Origin of the sequence: Zavarzinella formosa DSM 19928, from assembly GCF_000255705.1 — a bacterium.
In the GTDB taxonomy this organism is placed as follows: Bacteria; Planctomycetota; Planctomycetia; order Gemmatales; family Gemmataceae; genus Zavarzinella; species Zavarzinella formosa.
The window spans coordinates 724,408-750,360 of the sequence record NZ_JH636443.1; the positions used below are offsets into that span (position 1 = coordinate 724,408).

Annotated in this window: 23 protein-coding genes; 6 read left to right on the plus strand and 17 right to left on the minus strand. The window is 59.2% G+C overall.

Going from position 1 to position 25,953, the window contains the following annotated elements:
* Nucleotides 1–38: 38 nt before the first annotated feature.
* Both BGIM_RS0128490 and BGIM_RS0128495 read right to left on the minus strand, forming a co-directional pair.
* On the minus strand, nt 39–413 hold the full coding sequence (locus BGIM_RS0128490) for a hypothetical protein (protein ID WP_020473094.1): 375 nt from the start codon (nt 411–413) through the stop codon (nt 39–41).
* 90 nt (nt 414–503) lie between these two features.
* A complete protein-coding gene (locus BGIM_RS0128495; RefSeq protein WP_020473095.1) occupies nt 504–1,121 on the minus strand; it encodes a hypothetical protein in 618 nt (205 codons plus the stop codon).
* A gap of 281 nt (nt 1,122–1,402) precedes the next feature.
* Here BGIM_RS0128495 and BGIM_RS0128500 point away from each other — a divergent pair, with 281 nt between their 5' ends.
* Both BGIM_RS0128500 and BGIM_RS0128505 read left to right on the plus strand, forming a co-directional pair.
* Nucleotides 1,403–2,251, plus strand: a complete 849-nt coding sequence (locus BGIM_RS0128500) for a methyltransferase domain-containing protein (protein WP_029630711.1) — start codon at nt 1,403–1,405, stop codon at nt 2,249–2,251.
* Nucleotides 2,252–2,359: 108 nt separating this feature from the next.
* Nucleotides 2,360–2,755, plus strand: coding sequence for a hypothetical protein (locus BGIM_RS0128505; RefSeq protein WP_020473097.1), 396 nt, complete (start codon nt 2,360–2,362; stop codon nt 2,753–2,755).
* Between the two features lie 3 nt (nt 2,756–2,758).
* Here BGIM_RS0128505 and gcvPB read toward each other — a convergent pair whose 3' ends face one another.
* The 9 genes from gcvPB to BGIM_RS0128550 form a co-directional block, all read right to left on the minus strand.
* The gene (gene gcvPB / locus BGIM_RS0128510; RefSeq protein WP_020473098.1) at nt 2,759–4,213 is read right to left on the minus strand and encodes an aminomethyl-transferring glycine dehydrogenase subunit GcvPB; all 1,455 of its coding nucleotides are present in this window, start codon (nt 4,211–4,213) and stop codon (nt 2,759–2,761) included.
* 44 nt (nt 4,214–4,257) lie between these two features.
* Nucleotides 4,258–5,052: a DUF4058 family protein gene (locus BGIM_RS0128515; RefSeq protein WP_020473099.1), complete on the minus strand. Its 795-nt coding sequence runs from the start codon at nt 5,050–5,052 to the stop codon at nt 4,258–4,260.
* Between the two features lie 19 nt (nt 5,053–5,071).
* Nucleotides 5,072–6,421 carry an aminomethyl-transferring glycine dehydrogenase subunit GcvPA gene (gene gcvPA / locus BGIM_RS0128520; protein ID WP_029630715.1) on the minus strand — a complete coding sequence of 450 codons (1,350 nt, stop codon included), beginning with the start codon at nt 6,419–6,421 and terminating at the stop codon, nt 5,072–5,074.
* Nucleotides 6,422–6,463: 42 nt separating this feature from the next.
* Nucleotides 6,464–7,192 carry a Uma2 family endonuclease gene (locus BGIM_RS0128525; protein WP_020473101.1) on the minus strand — a complete coding sequence of 243 codons (729 nt, stop codon included), beginning with the start codon at nt 7,190–7,192 and terminating at the stop codon, nt 6,464–6,466.
* A 26-nt stretch (nt 7,193–7,218) separates the two neighbouring features.
* On the minus strand, nt 7,219–7,920 hold the full coding sequence (locus BGIM_RS58460) for a Uma2 family endonuclease (protein ID WP_020473102.1): 702 nt from the start codon (nt 7,918–7,920) through the stop codon (nt 7,219–7,221).
* Nucleotides 7,917–8,609 carry a Uma2 family endonuclease gene (locus BGIM_RS52895; protein ID WP_020473103.1) on the minus strand — a complete coding sequence of 231 codons (693 nt, stop codon included), beginning with the start codon at nt 8,607–8,609 and terminating at the stop codon, nt 7,917–7,919. The genes BGIM_RS58460 and BGIM_RS52895 overlap by 4 nt, the downstream gene beginning before the upstream one ends.
* Nucleotides 8,610–8,742: 133 nt before the next feature.
* The gene (gene gcvH, locus BGIM_RS0128540) at nt 8,743–9,126 is read right to left on the minus strand and encodes a glycine cleavage system protein GcvH (protein WP_020473104.1); all 384 of its coding nucleotides are present in this window, start codon (nt 9,124–9,126) and stop codon (nt 8,743–8,745) included.
* Nucleotides 9,127–9,151: 25 nt separating this feature from the next.
* Nucleotides 9,152–10,234 (minus strand): glycine cleavage system aminomethyltransferase GcvT, encoded by a 1,083-nt coding sequence (gene gcvT / locus BGIM_RS0128545; protein ID WP_020473105.1) that lies wholly within the window; start codon nt 10,232–10,234, stop codon nt 9,152–9,154.
* Nucleotides 10,235–10,493: 259 nt separating this feature from the next.
* Nucleotides 10,494–11,186 carry a hypothetical protein gene (locus tag BGIM_RS0128550; protein ID WP_020473106.1) on the minus strand — a complete coding sequence of 231 codons (693 nt, stop codon included), beginning with the start codon at nt 11,184–11,186 and terminating at the stop codon, nt 10,494–10,496.
* Nucleotides 11,187–11,770: 584 nt separating this feature from the next.
* Between BGIM_RS0128550 and BGIM_RS0128560 the strand changes: the two genes are divergently transcribed.
* On the plus strand, nt 11,771–12,604 hold the full coding sequence (locus tag BGIM_RS0128560; protein ID WP_020473108.1) for a ribonuclease H-like domain-containing protein: 834 nt from the start codon (nt 11,771–11,773) through the stop codon (nt 12,602–12,604).
* Nucleotides 12,605–12,626: 22 nt separating this feature from the next.
* The gene (locus tag BGIM_RS52900) at nt 12,627–13,610 is read left to right on the plus strand and encodes an RpnC/YadD family protein (protein WP_020473109.1); all 984 of its coding nucleotides are present in this window, start codon (nt 12,627–12,629) and stop codon (nt 13,608–13,610) included.
* Between the two features lie 5 nt (nt 13,611–13,615).
* Here the strand turns inward: BGIM_RS52900 and mfd are convergent, their stop codons facing one another.
* A complete protein-coding gene (mfd, locus tag BGIM_RS0128570; RefSeq protein ID WP_020473110.1) occupies nt 13,616–16,906 on the minus strand; it encodes a transcription-repair coupling factor in 3,291 nt (1,096 codons plus the stop codon).
* Between the two features lie 270 nt (nt 16,907–17,176).
* Here mfd and BGIM_RS0128575 point away from each other — a divergent pair, with 270 nt between their 5' ends.
* Nucleotides 17,177–17,902, plus strand: coding sequence for a hypothetical protein (locus BGIM_RS0128575; protein WP_157369483.1), 726 nt, complete (start codon nt 17,177–17,179; stop codon nt 17,900–17,902).
* Nucleotides 17,903–17,917: 15 nt separating this feature from the next.
* Here BGIM_RS0128575 and BGIM_RS52905 read toward each other — a convergent pair whose 3' ends face one another.
* The 4 genes from BGIM_RS52905 to BGIM_RS0128600 all read right to left on the minus strand — a co-directional run bounded on the left by BGIM_RS52905 (nt 17,918) and on the right by BGIM_RS0128600 (nt 23,458).
* Nucleotides 17,918–19,918, minus strand: coding sequence for a vWA domain-containing protein (locus tag BGIM_RS52905; protein WP_020473112.1), 2,001 nt, complete (start codon nt 19,916–19,918; stop codon nt 17,918–17,920).
* A gap of 189 nt (nt 19,919–20,107) precedes the next feature.
* Nucleotides 20,108–22,117 (minus strand): hypothetical protein, encoded by a 2,010-nt coding sequence (locus tag BGIM_RS58465; protein WP_020473113.1) that lies wholly within the window; start codon nt 22,115–22,117, stop codon nt 20,108–20,110.
* Nucleotides 22,118–22,427: 310 nt separating this feature from the next.
* A complete protein-coding gene (locus tag BGIM_RS0128590; protein ID WP_020473115.1) occupies nt 22,428–22,838 on the minus strand; it encodes an ATP-binding protein in 411 nt (136 codons plus the stop codon).
* A gap of 257 nt (nt 22,839–23,095) precedes the next feature.
* On the minus strand, nt 23,096–23,458 hold the full coding sequence (locus BGIM_RS0128600; protein ID WP_020473117.1) for an STAS domain-containing protein: 363 nt from the start codon (nt 23,456–23,458) through the stop codon (nt 23,096–23,098).
* Nucleotides 23,459–23,631: 173 nt separating this feature from the next.
* On the opposite strand from BGIM_RS0128600, the gene pyrE reads away from it, so the two are divergent.
* Complete coding sequence (gene pyrE / locus BGIM_RS0128605; RefSeq protein ID WP_029630726.1) at nt 23,632–24,189, plus strand: orotate phosphoribosyltransferase; 558 nt, start codon at nt 23,632–23,634, stop codon at nt 24,187–24,189.
* 240 nt (nt 24,190–24,429) lie between these two features.
* On the opposite strand, the gene BGIM_RS52915 is transcribed toward pyrE, so the two are convergent.
* Nucleotides 24,430–25,638 (minus strand): ribonuclease D, encoded by a 1,209-nt coding sequence (locus BGIM_RS52915; RefSeq protein ID WP_020473119.1) that lies wholly within the window; start codon nt 25,636–25,638, stop codon nt 24,430–24,432.
* Nucleotides 25,639–25,953 lie beyond the last annotated feature (315 nt).

The window sequence follows — 25,953 nt, forward strand, 5'->3', positions numbered from 1 at the left end:
CCCCGGTTTGACGGGTGATTGTTTTGACCGTTCGCCGATCACCATCTTGCCTGAAACCGCCGCCAGCGTTCGGAAAGCGTTTCCGGCGGAATCGGCAAATAGTTTTTATCCCACATCCTCCAGGTGGTGTCCGAATTCGGATCACCATCCGGACGCATCTCAATAGTGATGACCGAGTCGTCCGTCGCCCACCAGAGCCGATATCTCCCCGAAGCAGGAAGCGGGACGCGGTCGGTATCGTAGCTTCCCGGCGGGCATCCGAAAATCTCCTGCCGGGTCATGCCTTCCTGAAGGCGGTCAAAGTTTTTCCGGTTGATCATTGAGACCGGCGGCCCGGACCCCAGTATCACCAAAGCGACGCCGCCGAATAATAGCAGGGCCAAGCCAACGTATAACCAACGGCGTTTGTTCATCACACGCCTCAATTGAAGAGGATTATCCGGCGGCCTTGGAAGCACGTTATCTGCCGAACCTTCGTCACTCCATTCCCCTTCGTGGGCATGTCACTTGATTTGAAGCGACAAAAACTCTCGTTCATACCAGTCAAGCGGCGTTTTCCACTTGGGGGAGGCGAGCAATTTGTCCAGCGCCCTTTTCTTTTCTTCGCCTGTCTTTGGCTTGAACTCCGCGGCTCCCCAATCGCATTCCTTCAGACAGTAATCAAGATAATGGGCGGCCAGTTGCTGCCGTCCCCCGAGTTCATATCCCCTGACAATGATGAACGGCACTCCGTCCACGATCTCGACCGGTTCTAGCGGCCAATCGCCGGCATTCGTGCCTCCCATGAAAACTGGCGCCCCCAACGCCGGCCTGTGAAACCACTTCTCTGGCCGGGCAGTGAACAGCATCCGGCACAGGATAATCACTTCCTCGTCTCGCTCCCGGCTTTTGGCGCCGGCGATGCTGCGAAGAATCTCGACGGCCCGGTCTTTGCCAGCCGCTCGCAGTTTGCCGGCGGTATCGATGTAAGCGTCAGCATGATATTTTTGCTGATCGGAATCATCACGGGGTGGATTCCGCATCGGCGGCTCGTTCGGCAAGGTGACGGGGACAGGTTTCCCCGTCGCGGACATGGCCAGCGTCAGAACCCCGACCACCATGGTGGAAATCAGTTTTGTCATGCGGCGTCTTCGATGGATGGTTCGGGATCAGGTCCCGCGACTGGTCTTCGCACCGTAACACGCCACCGGGTTGGCCGCAAGAAATCTTGCCGCGTGTCGTGGTTCAAGTCATCGGCCAAGGCGTGAATCCTTGGTGGTTGTCTTGTTCCGGGCGGCCATGAGCGCATTCTTTCACCCGGAAAACCGTTCTCGTGTTGAAAGTGACGGTTGAGAATGTTCCGGCGGTTGCATATCTTCTCAGGGCGTCGGATGTTGCGAATCTTTCTTCGTTGAGCCACGGCATGATCGTTCCGCGTCGTCCGGTTGTTGATGGGGCCGTCGCCAACCATTACGATGATTTGGACCGCCTTTACCGGGAAGTGTGGGGCGAACACGTTCACCACGGGCTTTGGCGCAGCGGCCGCGAAAGCAGCGGCGAGGCGGTCGAACAACTTATTGAAATGGTCGCCAAAGAGGCGGGCATTAAAAAGGGCGACCGGGTGTGCGACATCGGCTCCGGTTACGGGGCGAGCGCCCGCTATGTGACCCGTCATCTGGGGGCGACGGTCACGGCCGTCACCATCGTCCCGGCCCAGCAGGCGTATGCCTTGGCGACGCGAAAATCTGACAGCGACCCGACCTATCTGCTGTCCGACTGGCTGAAAATCCCCCTGCCGGACGCGAGCTTCGACGCGGCCTATGCGATTGAAAGCACCGAACACATGGAGGACAAGGCCGGAGCTTTCTCCAAGGCATTCCGCGTGCTTCGCCCCGGCGGCCGTCTGGCGGTGTGTGCGTGGATCGCCGGCACAAAGACCCAATCATGGGAACGTCGCCACCTATTGGAGCCGATCTGCCACGAAGGCCGATTGCCGGGGATGGGCACCGAGGAGGATTACCGGCGATTGTTTGAACAAGCCGGTTTTGCGGTGGAAGCTGTGACCGATGTCACCCGCCAGGTGCGCGCGACCTGGGGCATGTGCCTGCGCCGGACGATCAAGCGTTTCCGCACTGACAAAGTCGGCCGGGCTTATTTTCTGAATGCCGCCAGCCGCAACCGCGTGTTCCTGTTCACCATGTTCCGCATCTGGCTGGCTTACCGCACCGGGGCGATGCGCTATCTGGTGTTTCGAGTTCGCCGGTCGGATTAACCGCGTTTGAATTGTCCGGGGCTTTCGTCCCGGCAATCACTGGATCATCGTTTCATCTCTTCACCACCCGATATACTTCCAACTATTCCAATCCCTCTGAGGTCCGCCATGAAGTGTCTCCGTTTGCTTCCCGTGTTGTGCGCCGTGCTGCTGTCGGGCTGTTTGAAATCCAAGATTCACGAGAGCAGAACGTGGCCGCTCGAGTCGGGCCAATCGAAGGAAATGCAAGTTGAAGGACCGACCGGCAACCAGAAGATCAATGTAAAAATCACGTCCTCGGACTCCAACGTGGATGCTTACATCTTGCTTGATGACCAACTCGGCGCAATGACTTCTGAGATTGACCCGGACAAGTTGCCCCCGGCCGCCATCCTGGACAAGAGCAAGGGCACCAAGGATGCGACACTCTCGGCGACCATTCCCGCCAAGAAGGCTTACCGCATCTTTGTGAACAACAACGCCTCCAAGAAAACGACCGTAATCGTGAAGCTCGACAGCGTCTGACGTTCACGCTGTCCAGCGAAGAATGGGTTCCTTCGCTGCCTTCACTTCGTCCGGCCGGCTGATCGGCATGGTATGCGGCGCCTGGTGAAGGAAAGTCGGTTCTTCGTTGATGATGGCGATCAGGGCGTCGGCGAAGGCATCCAGCGTTTGCTTGCTCTCGGTTTCCGTCGGCTCCATCATCAGGGCCTCGGGAACCACCAACGGGAAGTAAACCGTCGGGGCGTGATAGCCGTAGTCGAGCAGGCGCTTGCCGATATCCATTGCCGAGATTCGCTTTTCCCGTCGCAATCCCTTGGCGCTCGCCACGAATTCGTGCATGCAACGGTCGCCGTGCGGCACGTCGAAATTCCCCTTCAACCGGCTGAGCAGATAATTCGCGTTCAAGACCGCGTGTTCGCTGACCTTCTTCAACCCGTCCGGCCCGAGCGTGCGGATGTAGGCCCAGCCGCGGAAGAGGATGCCGACGTTTCCGAAGAAGCTCCGCACCCGGCCGATGGACTTCGGCAGATTGTAATCCAACTCGAATTTGTCCCCGACTTTCTTCACCAACGGCGTCGGCAGATACGGGGCCAGGAAATCCCGCACCGTGATCGGGCCGGAACCGGGGCCGCCGCCGCCGTGCGGGCCGGTGAAGGTTTTGTGGACGTTGTAATGCTGCATGTCCGCCCCAAAGTCCCCCGGCCGGGTGATGCCGAGGATGGCGTTCATGTTCGCCCCGTCCAGATAGACCAGCCCGCCGGCCTGATGCACCAGATCGGTGATCTGGCGGATCTGCCCCTCGAACAGCCCGAGCGTGTTCGGGTTGGTGATCATGAACACGGCCGTCGAGTCGTCGAGCTTGGATTTCAAATCGTCGAGATCGACCAAGCCCTTCGCGTTGCTTTTCACCGTGATCGTCTGAAACCCGGCCAGCACGGCGCTCGCCGGATTGGTCCCGTGGGCGCTGTCAGGCACCAACACCTTGCGCCGGGAGGTCATCCCCTTGTCCCGGAAATAGGCGGCCGCCACATACAAGGCGGTGAGTTCCCCGTGCGCCCCGGCGGCCGGTTGCAGGGAGATCGCCGGGAGGCCGGAAATTTCCGTGAGGAAGTTTTGCATGTCCCAGAGCATTTCGAGCATGCCTTGGGTTGTCTCTTCATCCTGCAACGGGTGGACGCCCGCAAAGGCGGGATTGGCCGCAAAGCGTTCGTGCCGCTTCGGGTTGTATTTCATCGTGCAGGAACCGAGCGGGTAAAAGTTCGTGTCGATGCTGAAGTTGCGGGTGGAAAGATTGTTGTAATGCCGGATCAGGTCAATCTCCCCCACCTCCGGCAACGGCGGCGGCGCCTCGGCCACCGCCCCGGCCGGGAGCAACGAACTGACAGGCTTCACCGGCACATCGCACACCGGCAGCCGATGCGTCCGCCGACCGGGCCGGGACAATTCAAAAAGAAGCTCGATGGATTGCGTGTTGTTCATGGTTCTCGGTCAGGTCCAATGGAAACAAAATCTTGTTCGGGTAATCAGGCTCTCAAGCCTTTGTCGCGGAGAATGGCTTCCGCCCATTCACGCTGATCGTCGGAAAGGGGCGAAGTCGGATCGGCACGGTAATCGGTCAGATCGGCATAGCGGCCCGAATCATAACAATGATCGAGCAATGGTTGCAGTTCGACATAAACATCCGGCATGCCGGCCTCCAACGGAATCGGTATCGCCGGGAGAGGTTCCCGCAGCCGGACGGGAACCACGCCGATATCTCCGTGGCCGTCATCAGCCCACGGCCGGAGAATGGAAACGTGATAGTCGGGTGTGTTAGCTTGTTCTCTCAAGGCCCTCACCGGGGTCAATGTTGTGTGCGCCCCGCTTCGTAACAGGTCAATTTCAACCAGACATACGCCGCCCAAGACAAATTCGTCCTGCTTTTGTCCGTAAGCTGTCCGCCCGTTTCCGGCGAGCTTGTTGCTCAAACTGAGAATCTCAACTGCCGTGATAAGGCGTCTTCCACGAGTTGACCGAATCTCCAGAAATGTCTCCGTCATGGGTTCCAGCACCACCGGCCGACCCACCGGAATCACTCCGGGCCTTTCCATAACCGCCACGCCACCGCCACGCGGAGCTCCGCGTCCATAGAGACTGACATCCGGCTCCCGCATGTGGTCATCGCTTACCCACACGCGACTGGCGCTGGTGGCCACATAGCCCGACGGCAAACGGGCGTTGATGGCCTCGCTGAGCAGAATGGCAAGTCGGTTGTGAAAATCGGGAAAAACTTCCGAGTCTTCCAACCAAGGGTCCATTCCCGGAAACGGCGATGGCATGGCTTATCCTCTTAAACAGTCACTTACCGACCAACTCTTTGATTGCCTTCACCAACCCGTCCATCTCGGCCTTGGTTCGTTTCTCCGTGACGGCGACCGTCAGCGTGTCGGCCAGGCCCGGATACCAGCGACCGGCATGTAATCCGGCGAAATAGCCTTTGGTTTGCAGTTGTTTCAGCATCACGGGGACATCGCCGGGGAGCTTCACCGCGAATTCTTTGAAGAAGGGGCGGTTGAACTTGAGGCTCACGCCGGGGATCGTCGCCAGTTGATCGGCGAGGTAGTGGGCTTTTTGCAGGCACAACTCGGCCGTTTCCTTCAATCCCTGCGGCCCGAGGGCGGTGAGATAGACGGCGGCCCGCAGGGCGAAGAGGCCCTGATTGGTGCAGATGTTGCTGGTGGCCTTGTCGCGCCGGATGTGCTGTTCGCGGGTTTGCAGGGTCAGTGTCCAGCAGCGCTTGCCATTGCGGTCAGTCGTCTGGCCGACGAGTCGGCCGGGGATCTTGCGAACGTATTCGTTGCGGCAGGCCATGATGCCGAGATATGGCCCGCCATAGCCCAACGGGGTGCCGAGACATTGCCCCTCGGCGACGGCGATATCCGCGTCGTACTGGCCGGGCCGCTTGATGACGCCGGCGCTGATCGGGTCGAAACTCGCCACATACAACGCCCCGGCGGCGCGGGTGATCCGCACCAATTCTTCCACTTCCTCCAAGTGGCCGAAGAAGTTCGGATGTTGCACCACGACGGCGGCCGTCTCCGGGCCGACCGCCTTCTTCAACTCGGCCGGATCAAGATAGCCGCCCGGCGTGGGGATCGTGACCAGTTGAACGCCAAGATTGGCCAGATAAGTGGCCAGCACTTGCCGATATTCGGGATGCAGGCTCTCGGGGACGACCACGTTCCCCTTGCGGTCGGTGACGTTGATGGCCATCAACACCGCCTCGGCCACCGCCGAGCCGCCTTCGTAGAGGCTCGCGTTGGCCACATCCATTCCGGTGATCTGGCAGATGAGCGTTTGGTATTCGTAAAACGCCTGCAAACTCCCCTGGCTCGCCTCGGCCTGATACGGCGTGTAAGCCGTGTAAAACTCGCTCCGCGAACTGACGGCGTCCACCACCGTCGGGATGAAATGGTCGTATGCCCCGCCGCCGAGGAAACAGACATGATCCCCCGCCGCCTGATTCTTCCGGCCGAGGGCGCCCACATGCTGCGTGAGTTCGATCTCCTCCATCGCCGCCGGAATGTTCAACGCCCGCGGCAACCGGGCCTCCGCCGGGATGGTGGAAAAAAGCTCGTCGATGGATTCGGCCCCGATGGCCTTCAACATCGTTTGCTCGTCATCGGGCGTGTTCAGAATGTATGGCACGGACGGATGTTCCTTGAAAACAGGCGAAACGGAAAACAACAATCAGCTTGTTCGGGCGGTCAAATTCGCGCGGACCCAGTCGAAGAACTCAAGGCAAAGCGTGGTGTCGTCCAGAGTTCCGGTCCTTGACAGAAACCGTTGGAAGTCGGCCGAGGTCAGTCCCGGCAACGCCGTGCTTTCGGCGATCTCTTCGTAGCCAGCCGCCGTCAGCGTCCAAAACCGGAGGGTTGTCCCGTCGAATCTCCAGATTTCCGGCAGGCCCAGTGAGCGGCACAAATCCAGCCGATCTGTCAAAGGGCGGCTCAGTTCAATTTCGACGGCCAGATCCGGCGGGGGATCGACGGAGAAATCAAGCGGGCGAACAACGCTCATCGTCGCGGCATGGCGAATGTAATAACACTCGTCCGGCTCGAATCCCCCGGCGAGGTCTTCCCGTCGCAGGCTGATGTTGCCGCACCCGACGATGGGCGTCCGCAAGGCCAGCGAGAGGGTTTCCAACAGCCGGGCGATCATTTTCTTCCAGCGTTCATGGGGATTGGAAACCGTCATGAGTGTCAGCGCCCCGTGATGAAACGCAATTTTGGCCGCGTGATGGCCCGAGTCACGCCGGTTGAGCAATCGTTCATAAGCCCCCCACGAAACGCCACCGATAGAATACCACTCCCCCTCCGGCAGATACGGTAGTTCTCTGGCCAGCGATTCAACAACGGCATCACCCGACGAGGTTCGCGTTCTGGGAACCGCCGGGGCGTCCAACATATCAACACTCATGACCGGCCTCCTCGGGATGGAGAACATCAACCAATCAACCGGGAACGAAACTCGCGGACCACCGAGGGAATGTCTCGTTCGGACACAACCGCCAGCAATTCAACAACCAATTGCAAAGGCATTGACGGGAAGCAACGGCTCGCTGTTGCTTCCTGATAAGCGCCCTCGGCTGTCAGCTGCAGGACTTGGAACCGCTCGCCGTCATACACCCAAAGCTCGGGAATCCCCAAGGCGGCAAACACCGGAAGGCGATCAATCACCGTGCGGCTATATTCAATCTCAATCGCCAGATCCGGCACGGGATCAATGTTAAAATTCAACGGGCGGTGGCGAACCAGACCGGCCACATTCTGGATGTAATAACTCTGGTCCGGCTGGATCCCTCGTTGCAAGTCCAAACGGGAGATCGTCACTTCGCCGGTCGGGTCGGCCGTCACCTGAACGTGTTCGGCAAAGGCCGCAATCATTCGATCAATCGCCATTTTCCAACGCTCGTGAATGCTTGTGTTGGACATGAATTCCAATTCTCCACGATCGAATGTGACCCGTGCCCTCCGATGATGAACACCCAGTTGAATCAACAGATGCTCATACGCGCCCCATGAAACACGGTTGACCAGATAGTGATGGCCTTCCGACAAATAAGGGAGTTGTCCGATGAGCGTGTCAACAAAAACATCCCCCGGCGACTTGCGAGCCGCCGGGGCGTCCAACACATCAACACTCATGACCGGCCTCCGATCAGCGTTTTGATCCATTCTCTCGCCTGGCGTTTCATGCTTCCTTGGTCGAGATGAGAAACGCTGTTGAGGAACGCCACCAGCGAGGCCGGGTTGAGCATCGGAAACGTCGGGCTGCGATCCGTCGCCGCATAACGGCCATCTGTTTGAAGAAGCCGTAACAAGAGTGCCTCGCCGTCGAATTGCCAGACTTCCGGGACGCCGATTCGGGCGTAGATATCCAGTTTGACCGTCGAATCCGTGGTCAGGTCCACTTCCAGCGCCAAGTCCGGCGGCGGGTCGCGTTCGAGGTCGATCTCATCGCGGGCCGCGATGGCCGGGGCGTTGGCGAAATAGAAACATTCGTCCGCCTCCAGCCCGGCCCGAAGTTCTTCCTGCCGAAAGGTAGTGCCGCGAGCCATCTCGTAAGGCAGCCCCAATTCCTCGGCCAGCAGTTCGATCATCGCCCCGATTCGGGAAGTCCATTTTTCATGGCGAAACGACGGAGACACGACGAGAAGCCTCCCGTTGGCGAAACAGATCTTGATGCCCGGCCGCCCGCCGTCGCGCGTTCCACACAGGGTGAGATAATCATCCCAAGCCGCGTCGCTGATGGAAACCGTCTGGCCCGGATTTAGGGACAGAATCATCCGCTCCATCCAGTCGGTTTTCGCAAAGGAACTGGTGGCCACACTCATGACCGGCCTCCCCGATGAAGCTGCCAATTGCAATCGGTTATCGATGACACGAAGGTCATCAGGAGTTTCCTCACGTATGGGCGGCCAGCAATCTTCAGGTGGCCGCGCGGCCACCTGACAAACCGTTCAAGGATCAATGGCTTTCGGCCAGTTGCTTCTCGTAGGCGGCGAGATCGAGCAAGTGGTCCGTCGTGGCGCCGGGGGCCATCTCGATTTTAACCATCCAACCGACCCCGTAGGAATCCGAGTTGATGAGCGAGGGGTCTTGCTGCACCGCCTTGTTCACCTCGGCCACCGTGCCGGTCACTGGGGAATTGAGATCGAAGACAGCCTTCACCGATTCGATTTCGCCGAACGCCTTCCCGGCGGTCACGGCCTTGCCGATGGCCGGCAGTTGCAGGTGCGTCACGTCCGTCAGTTGTTCGACGGCGTAGGACGTGATGCCCACCGTGGCGATCTTGCCTTCGATGGCCGCCCATTCGTGGCTGGGCAGGTATTTCAGTTGGCTCTTGTCCATGATCGATCCTCGCAGATTGTGGGAGTTATTTGGCTCGTTTGTAAAAGGGCATCGGGACCACCTTCGCGGGGGTGGGCGTGCCGCGGATGTCCACCATCAGTTCGCTGCCGGGGAAGGCCGCTCGCGGGGCGACGTATCCCATCGCAATGGATTTTTCCAAGGTCGGCACATAGCTGCCGCTGGTGACGACGCCCATCGGGATCCCCCCGGCCAGGATCGTGCTGTGTTCGCGGGCGGCCCGTTTGCCTTCCAGTTCCAGGCCCACCCGCCGCATTTGCACGCCCATCAGCCCCTCGGATTCTTCCAGCGCCTCGCGGCCGATGAATTCGCCCTTGTCGAATTTCACCGCCCAGCCAAGTCCGGCCTGAATCGGCGTGATGGTCTCGTTCAATTCATGGCCGTACAGCGGCATGGCGGCTTCCAACCGCAGCGTGTCGCGCGCCCCCAACCCGCATGGAACAGCCCCGCGATCCAGCAGGTCGTCGGCCAGCGCCACGGCTTGGGTCTTCTCAATGGAGATTTCCAGCCCGTCCTCTCCGGTGTAGCCCGTTCGGGAAACGACGCACGGCCAACCCCGGTAGGTGGTCTCCATCGCGTGGTAATACTTCAACGCGGAGGGATCATCGGGGAACATCTCGTGGCACACCGTCAGCATCGTCGGCCCCTGCACGGCGATCATGGCGGATTCCAGCGTGTGGTCCGTCACGGTCGTGTCGAGGGAGCCCTTTTGGGCGGCCAGCCAGGCGAAGATCTTTTCGCGGTTGGAGGCGTTGACCACCATCGCCCAATGATCGGCAAAGCGGTAGACGAGGATGTCGTCCAGGATGCCGCCGTTTTCTTTGCAGACGAGGCCGTATTTCACCTGTCCGGCCTTCATCTTGGCGGCATCGTTGGTGAAGACCTTTTGGATCAGGGTCAGTGCATCCGGCCCGTTCAGGTCGAAGCGGGCCATGTGCGAGATGTCGAACATCCCGGCCGCGTTGCGGACGATTTGATGCTCATGGATGATGCCCGAGTATTGGACGGGCATTTCCCACCCGCCAAAGGGCACCATGCGGGCCTTGCGGGCGACGTGCCAGTCAAACAACGGAGTACGCAATGGGTCCATCTCTCGCCCTTTCCGGCGAATAGGTCGGCAAGTCACTGGGATCGATGGGGAAGCAGTCGGCTGGCTGACAGAGAGGTGTGCAAAGATCGATGCGTCAAGTTTAGCGAACGAGAACCGATTTTCCAGTCTTCCGGCTTCCGGCCGAAAACCAGTTTGATTAGTTTCTGTTTGAGTCCAAACCACCAAAACCGGGGGAAGCGTTGCGGATCGGAACAAACTTTTGAAAAATGTCGGCGAGGTTTGGAAGTCTGCGTCCCCGTCAACGCAATCCGAGCATTCGCTGGCAAACAGAGCAGATGGGCAGCGGATTTCGCAAATAACGAGCGCAAATAGTGCATTGACGGGGGCCGTCGTCGGAGGAGGCTTGCACGTTGTCTGGCAGTTTCACCACATACAGCGGTTCGTGGGGAACGACGCCAATGTGGCCGCAATCGGAGCAGCGGGATCGTTTGCCGGCGGCCGAACGGTGGATTTGAAGATCCTCCCCGCACGACTGGCACAAATATGGAATGTAACCGGGATCGCCGACGATGGCGCCGAAACTGCGGCTGCAACTGCGGCAGGTCACCGGTTTGTTGAAACTGAACTCATCCACTCGTGTCCTGGCCTGGCACCACGGGCAATCGACCACCGCCCCTGTTCGCGTGATAAACGGTGTCTTCCGCAACGGCGGCGGCTCGGCCACCTCCCGCCGCCTGGTCCTCGGCAAATCCTCCGCGTCGTCGTCCTCGTCATCCACTGGCGGCCGTCTCTTCGGCAACGGCGGCGGCACTCCCTTCGGTTTGTACGGCACCACGGCGGTGGAATGTTGGGAGGCGACAAACGACCCATTATCCTGCCGAAGGAGATAAAAAATCTTGTCGCATCGCGTGCATTTGACCGCCGTCCCGGAAAGCTCCGTCGGTACCCTTAGCAATACCGAACAAGCGGGACAGGAGACGGCGGTATCCATGTTGGCCCCCGAAATTGGCGAGTCAGGGGCTGACGGCCCTGATGCTATTTGTTGAAGGAAAACGGTTGCGAATTGGACAGGGCGGGCGAGAGCGTGATTGCCCGAAGGTCGCCTCCATCGACGCTCGGCTGACGAGGCCTCGTTAATTATCAGTTGTCGATCTGTCCGTGGCGCCAAGGCCGCCGACGGAGACCGGGCGAAAACCTCCGGGAGATGCCGCTCGAAATGAAATCCGAAGCCACCGGGCACACCGATCCTGGTGACCGGTATCCGGCCTGCAAAAAGCTATTCAAACCGGTCACGTCCGACGTCCCGCCCGCCAGTTTGAACAAATCTGTATCGGCGGCAATAACTTGCAAATCCCGAAGGTGAAATTTTTTCGCAGATTTCCCAAATCACCAAATTCTGCCGGCACCGATTTCCAAGCGGACGATCTCCCCTCGACAAAGTCCGCCCAATCCTCATATACTGCACGCTTGTACCGTACCGACAGGGACTCGTCAGCCGGGCGGTCATTGACCGGCCGGGCTTGCGCGGGAACAGTATAGGTTGCGAACCATCACAACTTCCCCCGAGGGCCGACCATGCCGGGTGTCGATCATGTCCGAACGCGGTTGACGGCCGAGCCCAGCACGCAGACGGCGTTTCTGGTCATCGACACCGAGAGCATCCCCGACGGCCGCCTGCTGCAAATGGTGAAGTACCCGGAGCAAAACCTCACGGAAGCCGAGGCCATCGAGAAAGCCCGGCAGGACGCCCGCGATGCGTCGTACAACGGGTCCGATTTCATCCCCTATACGTTTCAACTTCCCGTGGCCGTGTGCGTGGCCCGCGTCGGCACGGATTTTGGCCTGCAGGCGGTCGCGTGTCTGGACGCCCCGCTGTATCGCACCAAGGAGATTGTCAAAAAGTTCTGGCTCGGTCTTTCGTTTTACACCAAGTGCAAACTGGTGACTTTCAATGGCCGGTCATTTGATCTGCCGCTGCTGGAAATGGCCGCGTTCCGGTATGGCTTCCCGGCGAAAGATTATTTTTATCGGGGCCGCAACCGCTTCAACGGCGACCTCGACCTGATGGACTGGATGTCCAACTACGGCGCCTGCCGTCTCAACGGCGGGTTAGACCTGCTCGCCAAACTCCTCGGCAAGCCCGGCAAAATGGATGTCTCCGGCGATCAAGTCTTTGAGATGCACAAGGCCGGCAAATTTCAGGACATCAACGACTATTGCATGTTCGACACCCTCGACACTTACTTTGTCTTCCTCCGCACTCGCGTCCTGACCGGCGACGTGTCTCCCGAACAGGAAGCCGAGTTGATTGCGAGGGCCAAGCGAACGCTCGCCAATCAGACGAAAGACCTTCCCGCCCTGAAGACTTATCTGGAGAACTGGACCGATTTCCAACCTTGGCCCGCGTGAGTCAAACCCATGAGGGATTGCCATGTCACGGGAATTTGACGGCCCTTGGAAAGAAACACTCGACCTGTTCTTTGAACGGTGCATCGCCTTTTTCTTTCCAAGCCTTCACGCACAAATTGACTGGAACGAACCGCCGGTCAACTTGGACACGGAACTGCAAAAGATTCTCCGCGAGGGAGAAATCGGCGCTGGCCGCGTGGATAAACTGGTGCGGGTGAAGTGGCTCGACGGCCGGTATCAATGGCTCTATATCCATGTCGAAGTGCAAAGCCAGCAGGACAACGAACTGGCCCGCCGCGTCTTCACTTATCACACCCGCCTTTTTCATCTGTATGACCAACACCCGGTCAATCTGGTGATCCTCGGAGATGACTCGCCATCCTGGCGGCCGACCGGGTATAATGTCCCGCACTTGGACGACGAAATCCGGCTGCCATTCTGGTCCGCGAAACTGTTGGATTACGCCGGCCGATGGGACGAACTGGAATCCCACCCCAACCCGGTGGGAATGATCGTCTCGGCCCACTTGCGAAGCCTGATGACCGCCGACGAGCCGGGGGACCGACTGGCCGGCAAGGTTCGCCTGATGCGGCGATTGTTCACCCGAGGGTTGGACGCCAAAGGCGTCCGTGAAATGTACAAGGTGATTGATTGGTTTCTGGAATTGCCGCAAGAACAAACGCTGACTTTTGACACCACTCTGCGCGACATGGAACGGGAATTAAAAATGCCATACGTCTCATCGATTGAACGAGCGGGAATCGAAAAGGGCCTTGCCGAGGGAAGGCAACTTGGCATGACCGAGGGAAAGCAACTTGGCATGACCGAGGGAAAGCAAGGCGCGCTGGCTGTTGCTCTCGTCATCAAATTTGGCGAACCGGGACGACATTTCGCCGAACGGCACCTGAAAAGTGCTGATCTGATCTTGCTGGACCAGATTCAAGATTCATTGTTGAGCGTCAACACTCTTGACGAACTTCGCCAAGCCGTCGGCATTTCCGACTGACCGGCTCACTCTTCCTTGGCCCCGCGCAGCAGGTGTTTCAGCAGCGCATACATCGCTTCCGGCGTGTCCTCCCCTTCCTGCCAGCGGCCGTAGATGTCTTTTTCATCAACCACTTTCAAGCGGCCTTCGCTGCGATCCGCCAGTTGATGGGCCTTCTTGGCGTTGCGGTAACCCAGCACGATGTTCGGGCCGTTGAGGTGGACGCTGCCGATCTGCCAGCGGGCGGCGAGGAGTTTCACCTCGGCCAACCGCAACAGCCATTCGGCCGATTCAGGCACGGGGCCGTAACGGTCGCGGAGTTCCTGCCGGAAGTCATCCAGTTTGCGAGGCTCCCGCACCCGCGAGAGGCGGCGGTAGACTTCCATCCGCAACTTCTGGCCGGGGACGTATTCGCGGGGCAGAAACGCCGGCCACGGCAGATCGACATTTACCTCCAGCGGCGTCCTCAACGGCATGTGCTTCATCTGCCGGACGGCGTTTTCCAAGAGCGAGCAATACAACTCGTAACCGACGCTGGCGATGTGGCCGCTTTGCTCCATGCCCAAAATGTTCCCGGCTCCACGAATTTCCAAGTCGCGCATGGCGATCTTGAAACCGGCGCCGAGTTCGTTGAACTCCTCGATGGCCTTGAGCCGCAAGGCGGCCGTGCCGCTCACGCCGCGCTCGGCATCCAGGAGCAGATATGCATAGGCCCGGTTCTTTTGCCGGCCGACACGGCCCCGGAGTTGGTGCAGTTCGGCAAGGCCGTAATGATCGGCTTCGTTGATGAAGATGGTGTTCGCGTTCGGGATATCCAGCCCGCTTTCGATGATCGTCGTCGCCACCAGAATGTGGGCTTCTTTGCGAACGAACTTCAACATCGACTCTTCAAGTTCGCCTTCCTTCATCTGCCCGTGGCCGATCACGATGTCGGCCTCCGGCACGATCGTCTTGATCTTCAACGCGACGGCATGGATATCCATGACGCGGTTGTGGACGAAATAGACCTGCCCGTCCCGGTTTAGTTCCCGCAGGATGGCGGCTCGGATCAGCTTGTCATCCCAGCGGACAATTCGCGTTTCCACCGGCAACCGTTCCGGCGGGGGCGTCTCCAGGTTGCTGATTTCGCGGATGCCGAGCAGCGACAAGTGCAGTGTTCGGGGGATCGGCGTGGCTGTCATCGTCAGCACGTCCACCATCGAGCGAAGTTGCTTGAGGCGTTCCTTGTGATGAACGCCGAAGCGTTGTTCCTCGTCGATAATGACAAGGCCAAGGTCTTTGAATGTCACATCAGGAGACACCAGCCGGTGGGTGCCGATCACCACATCCACGCTGCCCGCCTTCAGCCCCTTCAATACCTTCGTTTGTTCCTTCGCCGTGCGGAACCGGCTGAGGGCTTCCACCGTGAACGGGTACTCCGCGAGGCGGGAGGTGAAGGTGCGGTAATGCTGCTCGGCCAGCACGGTCGTGGGGACCAGCACGGCCACCTGCTTGCCGCTGTCGATGGCCTTGAACACGCCGCGAATGGCCACTTCGGTTTTGCCGTAGCCCACATCGCCGCACAATAGCCGGTCCATCGGCCGGGCGCGTTGCATGTCCTGCTTGATTTCCTCGATGGCCGTTAGTTGGTCGGGTGTTTCTTGAAAGGGGAAGGCGGCCTCGAACTCCTTTTGCCAGTCGGTATCCGTCTGGTAGGCGAAGCCGGTTTGGGCCTCCCGCACGGCTTGAAGTTGAAGCATGTCCGACGCCATGTCGGCGACGGCTTCCTCAACCTTGCTGACTTTCTTGGCCCAAGCGGTGCCGCCGAGCTTCGAGAGTTCCGGGTCGGCCTTTGACCCGCCGACATACTTTTGCACCAGATCAATCTTCGAGACCGGCACATACATCTTTGTGCCTTCCCGAAACTCCAGAATCAGGCATTCCTCCATGCTCTGGGGGGCATTCGATTTCGGCGATTCGTCCCCGCCTCGCCGGGGGATGAGTTGCATTCCGCGAAACCGGGCGATGCCGTGGACGACGTGGACGACCAAATCACCGTCGCGCAGTTCGAGGAAACTGTCGATGGCCCGCGATTCGATCCGGCGTTTCGGCAATGCCTCCGCGTTCTTTTGCCCGGCGGCGGTCTGTTCGCGGTGGAACAGTTCGTGGCTGCCGATCACGACAATGCCGTGTTCGACCAGCCGAAACCCTGCCCGGATCGACCCGGTGACCAGTCGCAAACGATCACTTTGGGCCAACGCCCCGGCTTTCAGCACATCCGAAAGCCGGTTGATCTCGGCCTCGTTGTGGCAGGCGATCAACACCCGGTCCTCGCGGGCGATCTGGTCAAGCTCCTCGCGGACGCGGTTCACGTTGCCGCTGAATCGCTCCACCGATTCAACCCGCAAATGGGCGACGGCATCCAGCCCCGGCCGGGGCATCGCGGAGAGCATTACGCTCGGGAATTGCGTGAGCATCTTGATGACGCCCTCCCCGGTGAACAACCCTTCCACCCGGTCCACGGACTCCAGGAAGAATTTGCCCTGCTCCTTCAAGTCGCCGAACTCGACGAAGACCACCCACGCGTCCTTCGGCAGGTGTTCCGTCAGATGGCCGCGATCCATCGCGGAATTGGCTTCTTTTCGTTCCGAACCAAGGACGGACATCTCGACCAATTCCCCGAGACTTCGCTGCGTCCCCGAGGAAAAAGGCCGGATGGAATCGATCTCATCGCCGAAGAACTCCAGCCGAACCGGGTCTTCGGCATCCGTGGAAAACACGTCGAGGATGCCGCCGCGACGGGAGAACTCCCCCGGCATCTCAACGGCGTCCGTCCGCTTGTATCCGTTGGCGACGAGCCATTGGCCAAACTCGTCGAGATCGAGCATCTCCCCCTTTTTCAGCCGCCGCCCGCGCGATTCCAAGGCGCTCTTTTCCGGCACCGGCTGCATCAACGCGGCAAAAGTGGTCAGCAACACCGGCGGCGGGTTGGATGCCAATTGCTGGACAAGCCGAAGGCGTTTGCGGGGAGTGTCGTCAAACTTGGATTGATCGGCCGGCCACGATTCAAACGCCGGGAACACAACGGGTCGCTGCTTGCAAAAACTGGCCAGATCGTTCGACCACCCTTCCACATCCCCCGGATGGGCGATCACCACCAGAAGGGTGCTTGGCGCTTCATTCGCCAGCGTCGCGGCCGACAAACCGGCCGAGGAACCCCACGTCCCGTCGATGGTTCCGGCCCCGCGGGCGCGCAGAGAGGCCACCACGGCCTCGATTCCCTCGGCCGTGCGCAAAACCCGAGTCAATTCGGGCAACGTCGTCGGTGCGGCATCCATCCGTGTTAGTTTACGGCGCGAGTCAGACATCGTGTGCAGAAGCCCGGGCAGACACGAGAAAAGCGGTCACGAGTAATCTCTTGAACCGCAAACAACGATGTATTCAGGCGGATTTCACCTGCGTTTTCGTTTGACGACGACTGCGATGACACGGATGATACCAGCAAGTTCAGTTCGAGATCGCGGTTGTTCACGAGACGATTCGCCAGACCGTGGATTCATTCAATGATGTTGCAGGACGACTTCTCGCATCGCAGGCAGGAGACGGTGATGATTCGTTTGACATTGATGACGGCATTCATTGGCATCCTGACTTGGGGCTGGCAAGCCTCTGCGGCTGAAAACCCCACACGTTCCAAGTTGAACGCCGCCAAGGCCGAATACGACAAGGCGATGAAAGATTACAAGGACGAAGTCGGGCGTTGGTTCGACAAGGAGGATGAATCAGCCCGAAAAGCAGCGGCAAACGTGACTGAAAGAGTCAAGGCGATCATGGCTGAGAAGAAGGATTTTGAGGAGTCGGGAACGCTTCCCAAACGCGCGCCATCGGCGTTCAAAGACAAACCGGCAAAAGCGATCACCGGGTTGACGAAGGCATACAAAACTGCTTCGGATGAATTTACCCGTCAAAAAAATGACGAAGAGGCCATGATAGTCCAAAAGGAATTGGCGGAGTTTGTCAAAAGCAACCCGGAATGGCGTGTGAAATTCCCGGTCGGCAAATATTCTTGCGTCTACAACACTGGCGTTAAGGCGTCAACAGAGTTGCGCGCGGACGGGACATACATCCGGGTAAAGCTAGACAACCCCACACCTAGCGAGGGAAAATTTGCGTTTGAAAAAGGGACGCTGATTTTTCGCAACAATACCAACGACCCATTTGAGGTGTGGACAATCGTTGGAGATGAGATTCGCCTCAAACATTGGTATCCGACGAATACCTACCCGGCCGGTCCCCCAACGGAAACCGGCAAGGCGATCCGGCAAAGCAAATAACAAATGAAATTCCGGTTACGGTTTCGGCGGGACAGCCGGGGCCTGTTCCCGCTTCTTGGTGACGATGTCTTTGGTCTTTTCAACCAACCGGGTGAACTCGGCCCGGTGGCCTCCTTTGTCCTCGCCCAAGGAACCCTTGGACCACGTCAGCACCTTTTCCAGGTCGGTACTGCCGACGTAATCACTGTCCCGCAAGAGCATGCCATAGGCGGCGACAGAAGCCGCAAAGCGGAAGTCCTTGCCGGGTTCCTTGGCGATGTCCTTGCCATCGAAGCTGGCGCTGACTTCGGAAGCTTTGTCCGTCTCCGGGTCTTTGTAACGCATCCGGGTGGTCAGCCATTCGCCACTCTTGCCCGCGTCGGTCAGCTGCGGGGTGGTCTGATACTTCAACGGCTCGACATCTGACGAGGGAACCTTTTCACCAACCGGAACGATCTCGAAGAGCATGGTGCAGGTGTGGCCGCAACCCATGTCTCCAGCGTCCTTGGCGTCGTTGCGGAAATCTTCCGTCTTGAGGATGCGGTTCTCGTAACCGATCAATCGATAACCGGCGATCTTGGCCGGGTTGAACTCGATCTGGAGTTTCACGTCCTTGGCCACCGTGACCAACGCGGCCCCTTGCTCCACGAACAGTTTCTTGGCCTCGTCGAGCGAGTCGATGTAGGCATAGTGGCCGTTGCCGTGATGGGCGAGTTGTTCCAATCGGTCGTCGTGCAGGTTGCCCATGCCGTAGCCGAGAATGGTGAGATAGACGCCGGTTTTCCGCTTGTCCTCGATCATCCGAATCAATTGGGCGTTGTCGGAAACGCCGACGTTGAAGTCACCGTCGGTGGCCAGGATCACCCGGTTGATGCCCTCTTTGATGAAGGTCTTTTCCGCTTGTTCGTAGGCAAGTTTGATGCCCCCTTCGCCGTTGGTCGAACCGCCGGACTGGAGGTTGGTGATCTCATTGATGATCTTCTCTTTCTGGTTGCCGGGCGTCGGCGGCAGTCGAAGCCCGGCAGCCCCGGCGTAGGTGACGATGCTCACCCGGTCACGATCCGAAAGTTGTTCGACGAGCAATTTCATCGACTCGATCACCAGCGGCAGCCGGTTGGGAGAGTTCATCGACCCCGAGGTGTCGATCAGGAAGACGAGGTTGCGGGCCGGCAACTTGTCCTTCTCGATCACCTTGGATTTCAGGCCAATTTTCAGCAGATTGTGTTTTTCGTTCCACGGACAGGCGGCCATTTCCAGCTTGAAGTTAACCGGCTTGCCGTCGGTCGGGGCGGCATAGTCATAGGGGAAGTAGTTGAGAAAATCGGCGATCCGCACCATGTCCTTCGGCGGCAAGGCCCCCTCGTTGAGCCGGGAGCGCGAGTTGGAATACGCGGCCGTGTCCACGGCGGCTGACAGTGTGGACAGCGGATCGACTTTCACCGTCTTGAAGGCGTTGTCTTCGAGATGCTGATACGCTTCGCCTTGCGAATCGGCGTCGTCATAGTTTTCGCCATCTCTGCCTGGTTTGGCGAACACGGTTTTGCCGCCGCCGGGGCCGGGCGCGGGGGCGTCAGAATAAAGAGGCTCGCCCTTCTGCGAGGATTTGGCCCGGTCGGCAAGGCCGGCCTGCAGACGAATTCGGTTGGCCCCCAATCGCTCTTGCGAGCGATTGGGGGCGTTGGCTCGTGTCATGTCCAGATGTTTGAAACGAGTTTCAAAGTCCGTCGGATCCGGGTTGGGGGAGCGTATTACCGACCCGCTGTAGTCACGCGCGGCCGGTTCGGGGATGCTGGCGGCGGGAATGCGGGGTTTGGACTCGCGGCTTGCGGGCTGGATGGCCGCCGTCGCCGGTGGTTGTTGTCCCTCATCAAACAACTCCAATTTCGGGTTGGCTTCGGCGACCGCTGTTTTGGTCTCGACGACCGTCGGCTCGGCTTGTCGGGCGACGGGCGGGTCCGTCTTCGCGCATCCCGCCAGGCCAATCAAGGCGGCGGCGAACAATGCCGGGTATCGGCGGGCAAAACGCTGGCAAAGCATCGGAATTCTCCCTGTGAAGACCGGGAACGGACGGGAACCGAATGACGTGAGGCTGCCTGTTTGACGAGCGACCGGCCGAAAAGTTGGTGCAAAAGGGAATTTTTCCGGCCCGGATCAGCGATCACCCGGACAGGCGGGCGAGTCAAAAACATATCCGGCGAACGGCCGGTTCATTCCGGCCGATTCTTCTCAGCCTGTTTTCGCCACCGTCTGACCGTTCATCAACTCATCGGCCCTGCGGTCCTTAATAAGCGACGCCGCCGGAGTCCAGAACCAGTCTTGGCCGCCGTTACCGGTCAGGGCGGAGGCGCCGAGGGCTCCGCGGCCGAGGCGAGGGCCGGTTTGGGAGGGTTTGCCGAGGGTCACGGTCTTGTTCAAGGTTAATTGGGACGAGAGGGTTTGTTCCGGTTTCTTGTCGTCCTGCCAGGTGGCGAACAGGCTGTCCAGCGAATCGATGTTCTTTTCTTGCGTGATCGATCCGGAGATCAGGAGATCGTCGCCGGTGCCGCCGATCAGGGTGTTGGACCCGAGGCCGCCGACGAGAATACTGTCCCCGGTTCCGGCCCGGAGGATGTTCCCCGAGCCGTGGGTGATGAGAATGCTGCCCGCGTTGTCGCCGGTCAGGCGGTCGCCGCCGGTGGAACTGCCGATCACGTTGGGCACATCAAATATCCCGCCGCCGACGCGGGTGGCCGTGTGTGTTTGCAGGTTCACCGTCACCGGGCCGGGCGTTCCCGAGTAGTCGATGAAATCGTAGCCGCCGGTTGTCCGGGTGGGTGAGAGGGATTCGCCGTCGATCTTGCCGGTCAGCCGGCCGTTCGGGGTGAATTTGTAAACGTCCTGTCCGTTGCTGCCGAGGACGTTTTGCACTTGGGTGAAGCGGATTTGCCCGTTGTCGAACGAACCGGCGTTTGTCCCGTTGACAACCCAACTGCCGGACTTGTCGAGCGAACCGATGGAGTTGTTTCCACCGCCTCCGGAGGCGATCACCGGCACATCCACGTTGGGATCAACCAAGAACCGCTCGTTGTCCCCCGCCCCGCGAATGGTGATGTCGGAAATGTCGCTCAGATGCCCCCGGTAGTATTCCCCGTTCAGGTCCGGGTTGCTTGCTCCGGCGATGCCGATGCTCACGTCCCCGGAGCCGACGCGACTCACGGTGATCGTCAGGTTTTCCGTCTTCTGATCCAACCCGACCAGTTGATAGTTCAAGTCGAGAACCAGATGCTTTTTACCGGCGGTGTTCTGGTTGACGAAATCCTGGAACGCCGACGCGCGGGTGGCGACGCCGAACTCGCCGAAACCACGGTCGATGACGTTGTTGATGTCCGGCGGGGAAACGCCGCCGTCGGAATACGAGACAACACCGGCGATCTTGTCCCCGATGAACAACGGGCCGCCGGAATCCCCTTGGGCGGGATTCGCCTCGCTTGATCCAAGGCCGGTGTTGTGGATGCCGAATAACGTGCCGAAGGCATCGTGCGCCGCCGTGCCGTCGTCGAAGTCCCACGCGAGGGCCGTTCCGGCGGGCGGCGCCGGGGAGTTGAACGGGGCCGTTGCGAGTTTGCTGGCATCCGCGTCAAATGTGTTGCGCCCGCTCCGCTTGGTGCCGCTCGTGTTGACGACCCCGCCGGAATATCCGTTGCCCGCGCGGCCATAACCGACAACAGTGAATGTCTTGCCGATCTCGTCCTTCCCGGTGTACAGGCTGTGCCGTTCCGCGCCGAACGGGGCGATCATGAAACGGTTGGCCCCTGGCGTGACTTGGTCCGGCAATGGGAGCAGGGAGATATCGTTGCCCGCCGTCACGTCGCCGGTGAAAGCGGAATCCACTTTGTAAAGGTTCTTGGGGACTTTGATGGTGATATCCCGGTCCGTGGTTCCGTCGTTCAATTGAAAGGTGACGTTCGTGAACGCGGACGGAATGCCACCGTCCGCATCCTTCAACACATGCCCGGCAGACAACACATACAACCCGGAGTCGAGCAGGGTGCCCGAGGCCAGATCCGCTCCGCCGTCGGCATCCGTCGGCTGGAGCAAGGCCACGCCGTCATACCCGGAGCCGATGCTTACCAGCGGCGCGTTGGTCAACGCCCCGACAACGGGGGTAAGCCGGGCTTCCAAGGTATCAATGCGAAGCGACGCGGTCCGGGTTGACCTGACGGCCGGGGCGGCCGGGATAAACCGATACGTGCTCATGAATCATCCTGATTCGCTTTTCCGCCACGCCATCCTGCCGGGCCTGCCTGGCTTCACGGAAAAAGCTCGGGGCTACGGGACGACGCATACCATGTTTGGCGGGAAGGAACCACTGGGAAAAAGATGACAAGGTGACAAGGTGACACGGAGAAAGCCGTGAAGCCGCGACGCGGAGTCTTCGCAGCGGAGCGCGGACTCGCTGCATCAAGTGACTGCCAAAATATCCGGCGATTTTACGCAGAGGGTCCTCGCTCCGCTGCGAAGACTCCGCGTCGCGGCTTCACGGGCTTTCTTCGTGTCGGCTTGGCTTTTATTTCTTCCTTCGTTTCGTCAACACAATCGTCCGTCCGTTGTTGCGGAAGCTGACATCGCTCATGTAGTAGCGGATTAAGAGCAGGCCGCGGCCGCAGGGGCGTTCGAGGTTTTCCGGGGCGGTGGGATCGGGGACGTCTTCGGGGTTGAAACCGGGGCCTTCGTCGGTGATGTGAACTTGGACTTCTTCCGGGGAAACGTCGTATTCCACGCGCACGAACTTGCTCGGGTCCATCTGGTTGCCGTGCTTGATCGCATTGACCAGCGATTCTTCGACGGCCATTTTGATGGCGAAGGCTTCACTTTCCTCAAAAAATGGTTTGACGGCGACTTCAATCGCCTCTTGAAGAGTTCGGGCCGCCTCAAGATCCGAGGGGATGACGTGGTGTTGTCCCATGTTGATGGTCATGGATGTCGTGACGGGTTGATGGATGACAAAGAAACAGCGGGGCGATTTTCCACACACACGACCGAAACCCCGAGAACGGGGCTGATTCCGGGGACCAAGGGGTCGGCCGGGAAACGGCGTCGATCAACCATGACGGGAGCGCACATCAATGAGGACAACCTTGGGCGGTCGATGAACGACGAATCCTTCGTCATGCTATCCTTGATTAAGCCGGTTCGAGAGGCGTGGGGACAAGACCCCGGAACCGGCCGGAGGAATCAGAAGGCCTGAAGGGCGGCTTGTTCGTCGCCCATGATGGTGAAGAGCTTGTCCAGCTTGGTGATTTCAAACACCTCGCGGATTTCCTTGGTGATGTTGCACAGGATCAGTTTGCCGCGAACGGCCTGAACCTTGCGATTCATCGTGATCAGCTTGCCCAAGGCGGCGCTGGAGAGAAACTCCACGTTGCCGAAGTTCAGCAAAATTTTGCGACGACCCAGCTCGTCAACAAGCCGGAAGAGATCATCCCCGATCATCTGAATGTTCTGTTCGTCGAGAATTTTCTTGTCAACGAAATTGACCACGGAGATGTCGCCGGAATCTTCGACTTCCAACCGACGTTTGCGAGGCGTTGTGCTCATGAGACCATCACTCCCGATTGCGGGCCGCGAATGTCGCGTTTGAAGAGAAACCACGGACCAATGAATATGATTGTCGAGGGATGATGCAATGCTGTCAAGCCGCGACCCGGCGGAAAGCAAAATTCACCCAAACCGCCGAACCACCGAAAACCCGACCGACGGAGCCACCGAACTTGGAACCGACCACCGAAGACACCCGTGCCCGCCTCAGGCAATTGTACCTCGACCGGGCGATTTCCTTTGGCAATTTCACGCTCGCCTCCGGCAAAGCGAGCAGCTATTACATCAACTCGAAAAAAGTGCTTTTCCACGCGGAGGCCGTCGCCCTGCTGGGGGAACTCCTCTACCAGGCGACGCAAGATTTGCCGATCAAGGGCATCGGCGGCCTGGAGGTCGGCGCCATCCCGATGGCTGCCGCCGCCGCGATGCGCTACCACCAGCACGGCCGGACCATTGAGGGATTCTTCGTCCGCAAGGAGGCCAAAGGGCACGGCAGCAAGCAACGGGTGGAGGGGGAAATCAAGGCCGGGGACCATGTGGCCGTGATCGATGACGTGCTGACCACCGGCGGCAGCGTGGTTCAGGCCATCAAGGAAGTGGAAAAAATCGGCGCCATCGTGGACCGAGTGATTTGCGTCGTGGACCGCCTGCAAGGAGCCGGGGAAGCCCTCGCCAAATACGATTTCCGACCGTTGTTCACGATCAAGGATTTCGGAATTGTGCCGGGCTGAAGAAAGACACTAACCACAAAGACGCAAAGATCACACAAAGTTTCACAGAGAAAACCAAAACACGAAGCCAAGTTCAATCAAGAAGACAGAAGAAAACCGGCCAAAGACAAGCAGATGATCTCTTCGATTGGTCTTTTGAATTCTTAATCGAACTTTGCTTGTCTTTTGGTTTTCTTTGTGAAGCTTTGTGTGATCTTTGCGTCTTTGTGGTTAGTCTTCCGTCTTCTGTTTTCTTTGTGGTTAGTCTTCTTTTGTTCTCGGGATCGACCGAACATGGCCGAACTCGAAGGGGGTGTTTCCCTCCAGCGTTTTCACCCGCAAGGCCCGGCGGCCTTCCAGCACTTCGCGGAGCATCGGCAGCACGATGCTTTTCCGCCAGCCGTGGGCAAAGCCGCATGTTGGCGGCATCGGCTCGCCCTTTGAATAAGATCGCACCAGTTCCCGCATGTCGGACACCGTGGCGACGAGGGACCGGGTCAGGTCTTCCCGGCCGCACCAGTCGGCGAGAACCACGTTCAACAAATCCGTGACCAGTTGCACCGCCTGCGAATCGTTTTCCCGTTCGGCCTCGGCCGGCCAGGTGTGTGGTGACGAAGCGAGAGCTTCCGTGATGGCGTCGAAAATGTTCTCGGCCTCGACCCGTTGAACCCCGCGCAACGCCATCACATCCTGCGGGTCACGGGGGGTTCGCTTCGCCAGTTCGAGAAGCAAATCGTCCCGCAGCACCGTGCGGGCGGGGCGGTTCCGGCGGTTGGCCGTCTCGTCCCGCCAGGCATACACCGCCCGCAGCACGGCCAGTTCCCGGCTGTTGAGCCCCCCCGCTCCTTTGATCTTCCGCCAGCGTTCCATCTCGATCGGTTCACGCACCGCGTTCTCGACGAAGTCTTTGAACTCCTCGGCGGCCCACCCGGTGCGACCCAGCTTGTTCAGCTTCGCGTCCATCTTCTTCCACAACGCCAGCAGGTCGCGCACATCGTTGTAGGCATAGGCGATTTGCTCCCGTGTCAGCGGCCGGCGACGCCAGTCCGTCAGTGTTTCCCCCTTGGCGATCTTGATTCGCAGGACAGATTGGGCGAGGGCGGCATAGCCCATCGGATAGCCATACCCAAGCAGACCGGCGACGATTTGCAGGTCATACATCTGGCCGAGGGGTTTGCCGGTCGCCTGCCGGCAGATGCGCACTTCCTCCCGCCCGGCATGCACGATGACGATCCGGCGGGGGTCGGTGAGCAAGGCCCAGAAATCGTCCAGCGGCCCGCATTCAAACGGGTCGATGACATAGAGGGCCTGCGGGGTGGCGATTTGAATCAGGCAGAGTTGCGGAACATACGTTTCCTCGCCGACGAACTCCGTGTCGAATCCGATGGGCGAGTGCCGGGCGATGTCCTCGCAACACACGCGCAACTGCTCGGCCGTCACAACGTGATGTTCGGGAAGCGTTTTTCTCATTCAGGCAATTTATCACACCTTTGGGATGGGACACACAAACTATTTTTCCGGCCGTTCAACGACGGGGTTCTTGTCGTTCCCCCATTCGTTCTAATTCTTGTAATGCACGTCACGCGGCCACGAATGAACAAACCATCTTTGACAAGCCTTCACGCCAAAGCGTTACAGGCCCTCAGTTTTCCAGAATGTAAAAGTGGTCAAAATCAGCATCAAAAGTGACCGGAAAAGGTGGAAAACACCCCTCCGGCGACCATTTTCAGACCATTTGAGACCCAAAAAGTGGTCAAAAACAGTGGGCCAACTGAACACTATTTT

What these genes read in the sequence shown, in the direction of transcription:
- BGIM_RS0128490 (WP_020473094.1), bottom strand. Translation starts at nt 413, where the DNA reads ATGAACAAACGCCGTTGGTTATACGTTGGCTTGGCCCTGCTATTATTC.
- BGIM_RS0128495 (WP_020473095.1), bottom strand. Translation starts at nt 1,121, where the DNA reads ATGACAAAACTGATTTCCACCATGGTGGTCGGGGTTCTGACGCTGGCC.
- BGIM_RS0128500 (WP_029630711.1), top strand. Translation starts at nt 1,403, where the DNA reads ATGATCGTTCCGCGTCGTCCGGTTGTTGATGGGGCCGTCGCCAACCAT.
- BGIM_RS0128505 (WP_020473097.1), top strand. Translation starts at nt 2,360, where the DNA reads ATGAAGTGTCTCCGTTTGCTTCCCGTGTTGTGCGCCGTGCTGCTGTCG.
- gcvPB (WP_020473098.1), bottom strand. Translation starts at nt 4,213, where the DNA reads ATGAACAACACGCAATCCATCGAGCTTCTTTTTGAATTGTCCCGGCCC.
- BGIM_RS0128515 (WP_020473099.1), bottom strand. Translation starts at nt 5,052, where the DNA reads ATGCCATCGCCGTTTCCGGGAATGGACCCTTGGTTGGAAGACTCGGAA.
- BGIM_RS0128525 (WP_020473101.1), bottom strand. Translation starts at nt 7,192, where the DNA reads ATGAGTGTTGATATGTTGGACGCCCCGGCGGTTCCCAGAACGCGAACC.
- BGIM_RS58460 (WP_020473102.1), bottom strand. Translation starts at nt 7,920, where the DNA reads ATGAGTGTTGATGTGTTGGACGCCCCGGCGGCTCGCAAGTCGCCGGGG.
- BGIM_RS52895 (WP_020473103.1), bottom strand. Translation starts at nt 8,609, where the DNA reads ATGAGTGTGGCCACCAGTTCCTTTGCGAAAACCGACTGGATGGAGCGG.
- gcvH (WP_020473104.1), bottom strand. Translation starts at nt 9,126, where the DNA reads ATGGACAAGAGCCAACTGAAATACCTGCCCAGCCACGAATGGGCGGCC.
- gcvT (WP_020473105.1), bottom strand. Translation starts at nt 10,234, where the DNA reads ATGGACCCATTGCGTACTCCGTTGTTTGACTGGCACGTCGCCCGCAAG.
- BGIM_RS0128550 (WP_020473106.1), bottom strand. Translation starts at nt 11,186, where the DNA reads ATGGATACCGCCGTCTCCTGTCCCGCTTGTTCGGTATTGCTAAGGGTA.
- BGIM_RS0128560 (WP_020473108.1), top strand. Translation starts at nt 11,771, where the DNA reads ATGCCGGGTGTCGATCATGTCCGAACGCGGTTGACGGCCGAGCCCAGC.
- BGIM_RS52900 (WP_020473109.1), top strand. Translation starts at nt 12,627, where the DNA reads ATGTCACGGGAATTTGACGGCCCTTGGAAAGAAACACTCGACCTGTTC.
- mfd (WP_020473110.1), bottom strand. Translation starts at nt 16,906, where the DNA reads ATGGATGCCGCACCGACGACGTTGCCCGAATTGACTCGGGTTTTGCGC.
- BGIM_RS0128575 (WP_157369483.1), top strand. Translation starts at nt 17,177, where the DNA reads ATGATTCGTTTGACATTGATGACGGCATTCATTGGCATCCTGACTTGG.
- BGIM_RS52905 (WP_020473112.1), bottom strand. Translation starts at nt 19,918, where the DNA reads ATGCTTTGCCAGCGTTTTGCCCGCCGATACCCGGCATTGTTCGCCGCC.
- BGIM_RS58465 (WP_020473113.1), bottom strand. Translation starts at nt 22,117, where the DNA reads ATGAGCACGTATCGGTTTATCCCGGCCGCCCCGGCCGTCAGGTCAACC.
- BGIM_RS0128590 (WP_020473115.1), bottom strand. Translation starts at nt 22,838, where the DNA reads ATGACCATCAACATGGGACAACACCACGTCATCCCCTCGGATCTTGAG.
- BGIM_RS0128600 (WP_020473117.1), bottom strand. Translation starts at nt 23,458, where the DNA reads ATGAGCACAACGCCTCGCAAACGTCGGTTGGAAGTCGAAGATTCCGGC.
- BGIM_RS52915 (WP_020473119.1), bottom strand. Translation starts at nt 25,638, where the DNA reads ATGAGAAAAACGCTTCCCGAACATCACGTTGTGACGGCCGAGCAGTTG.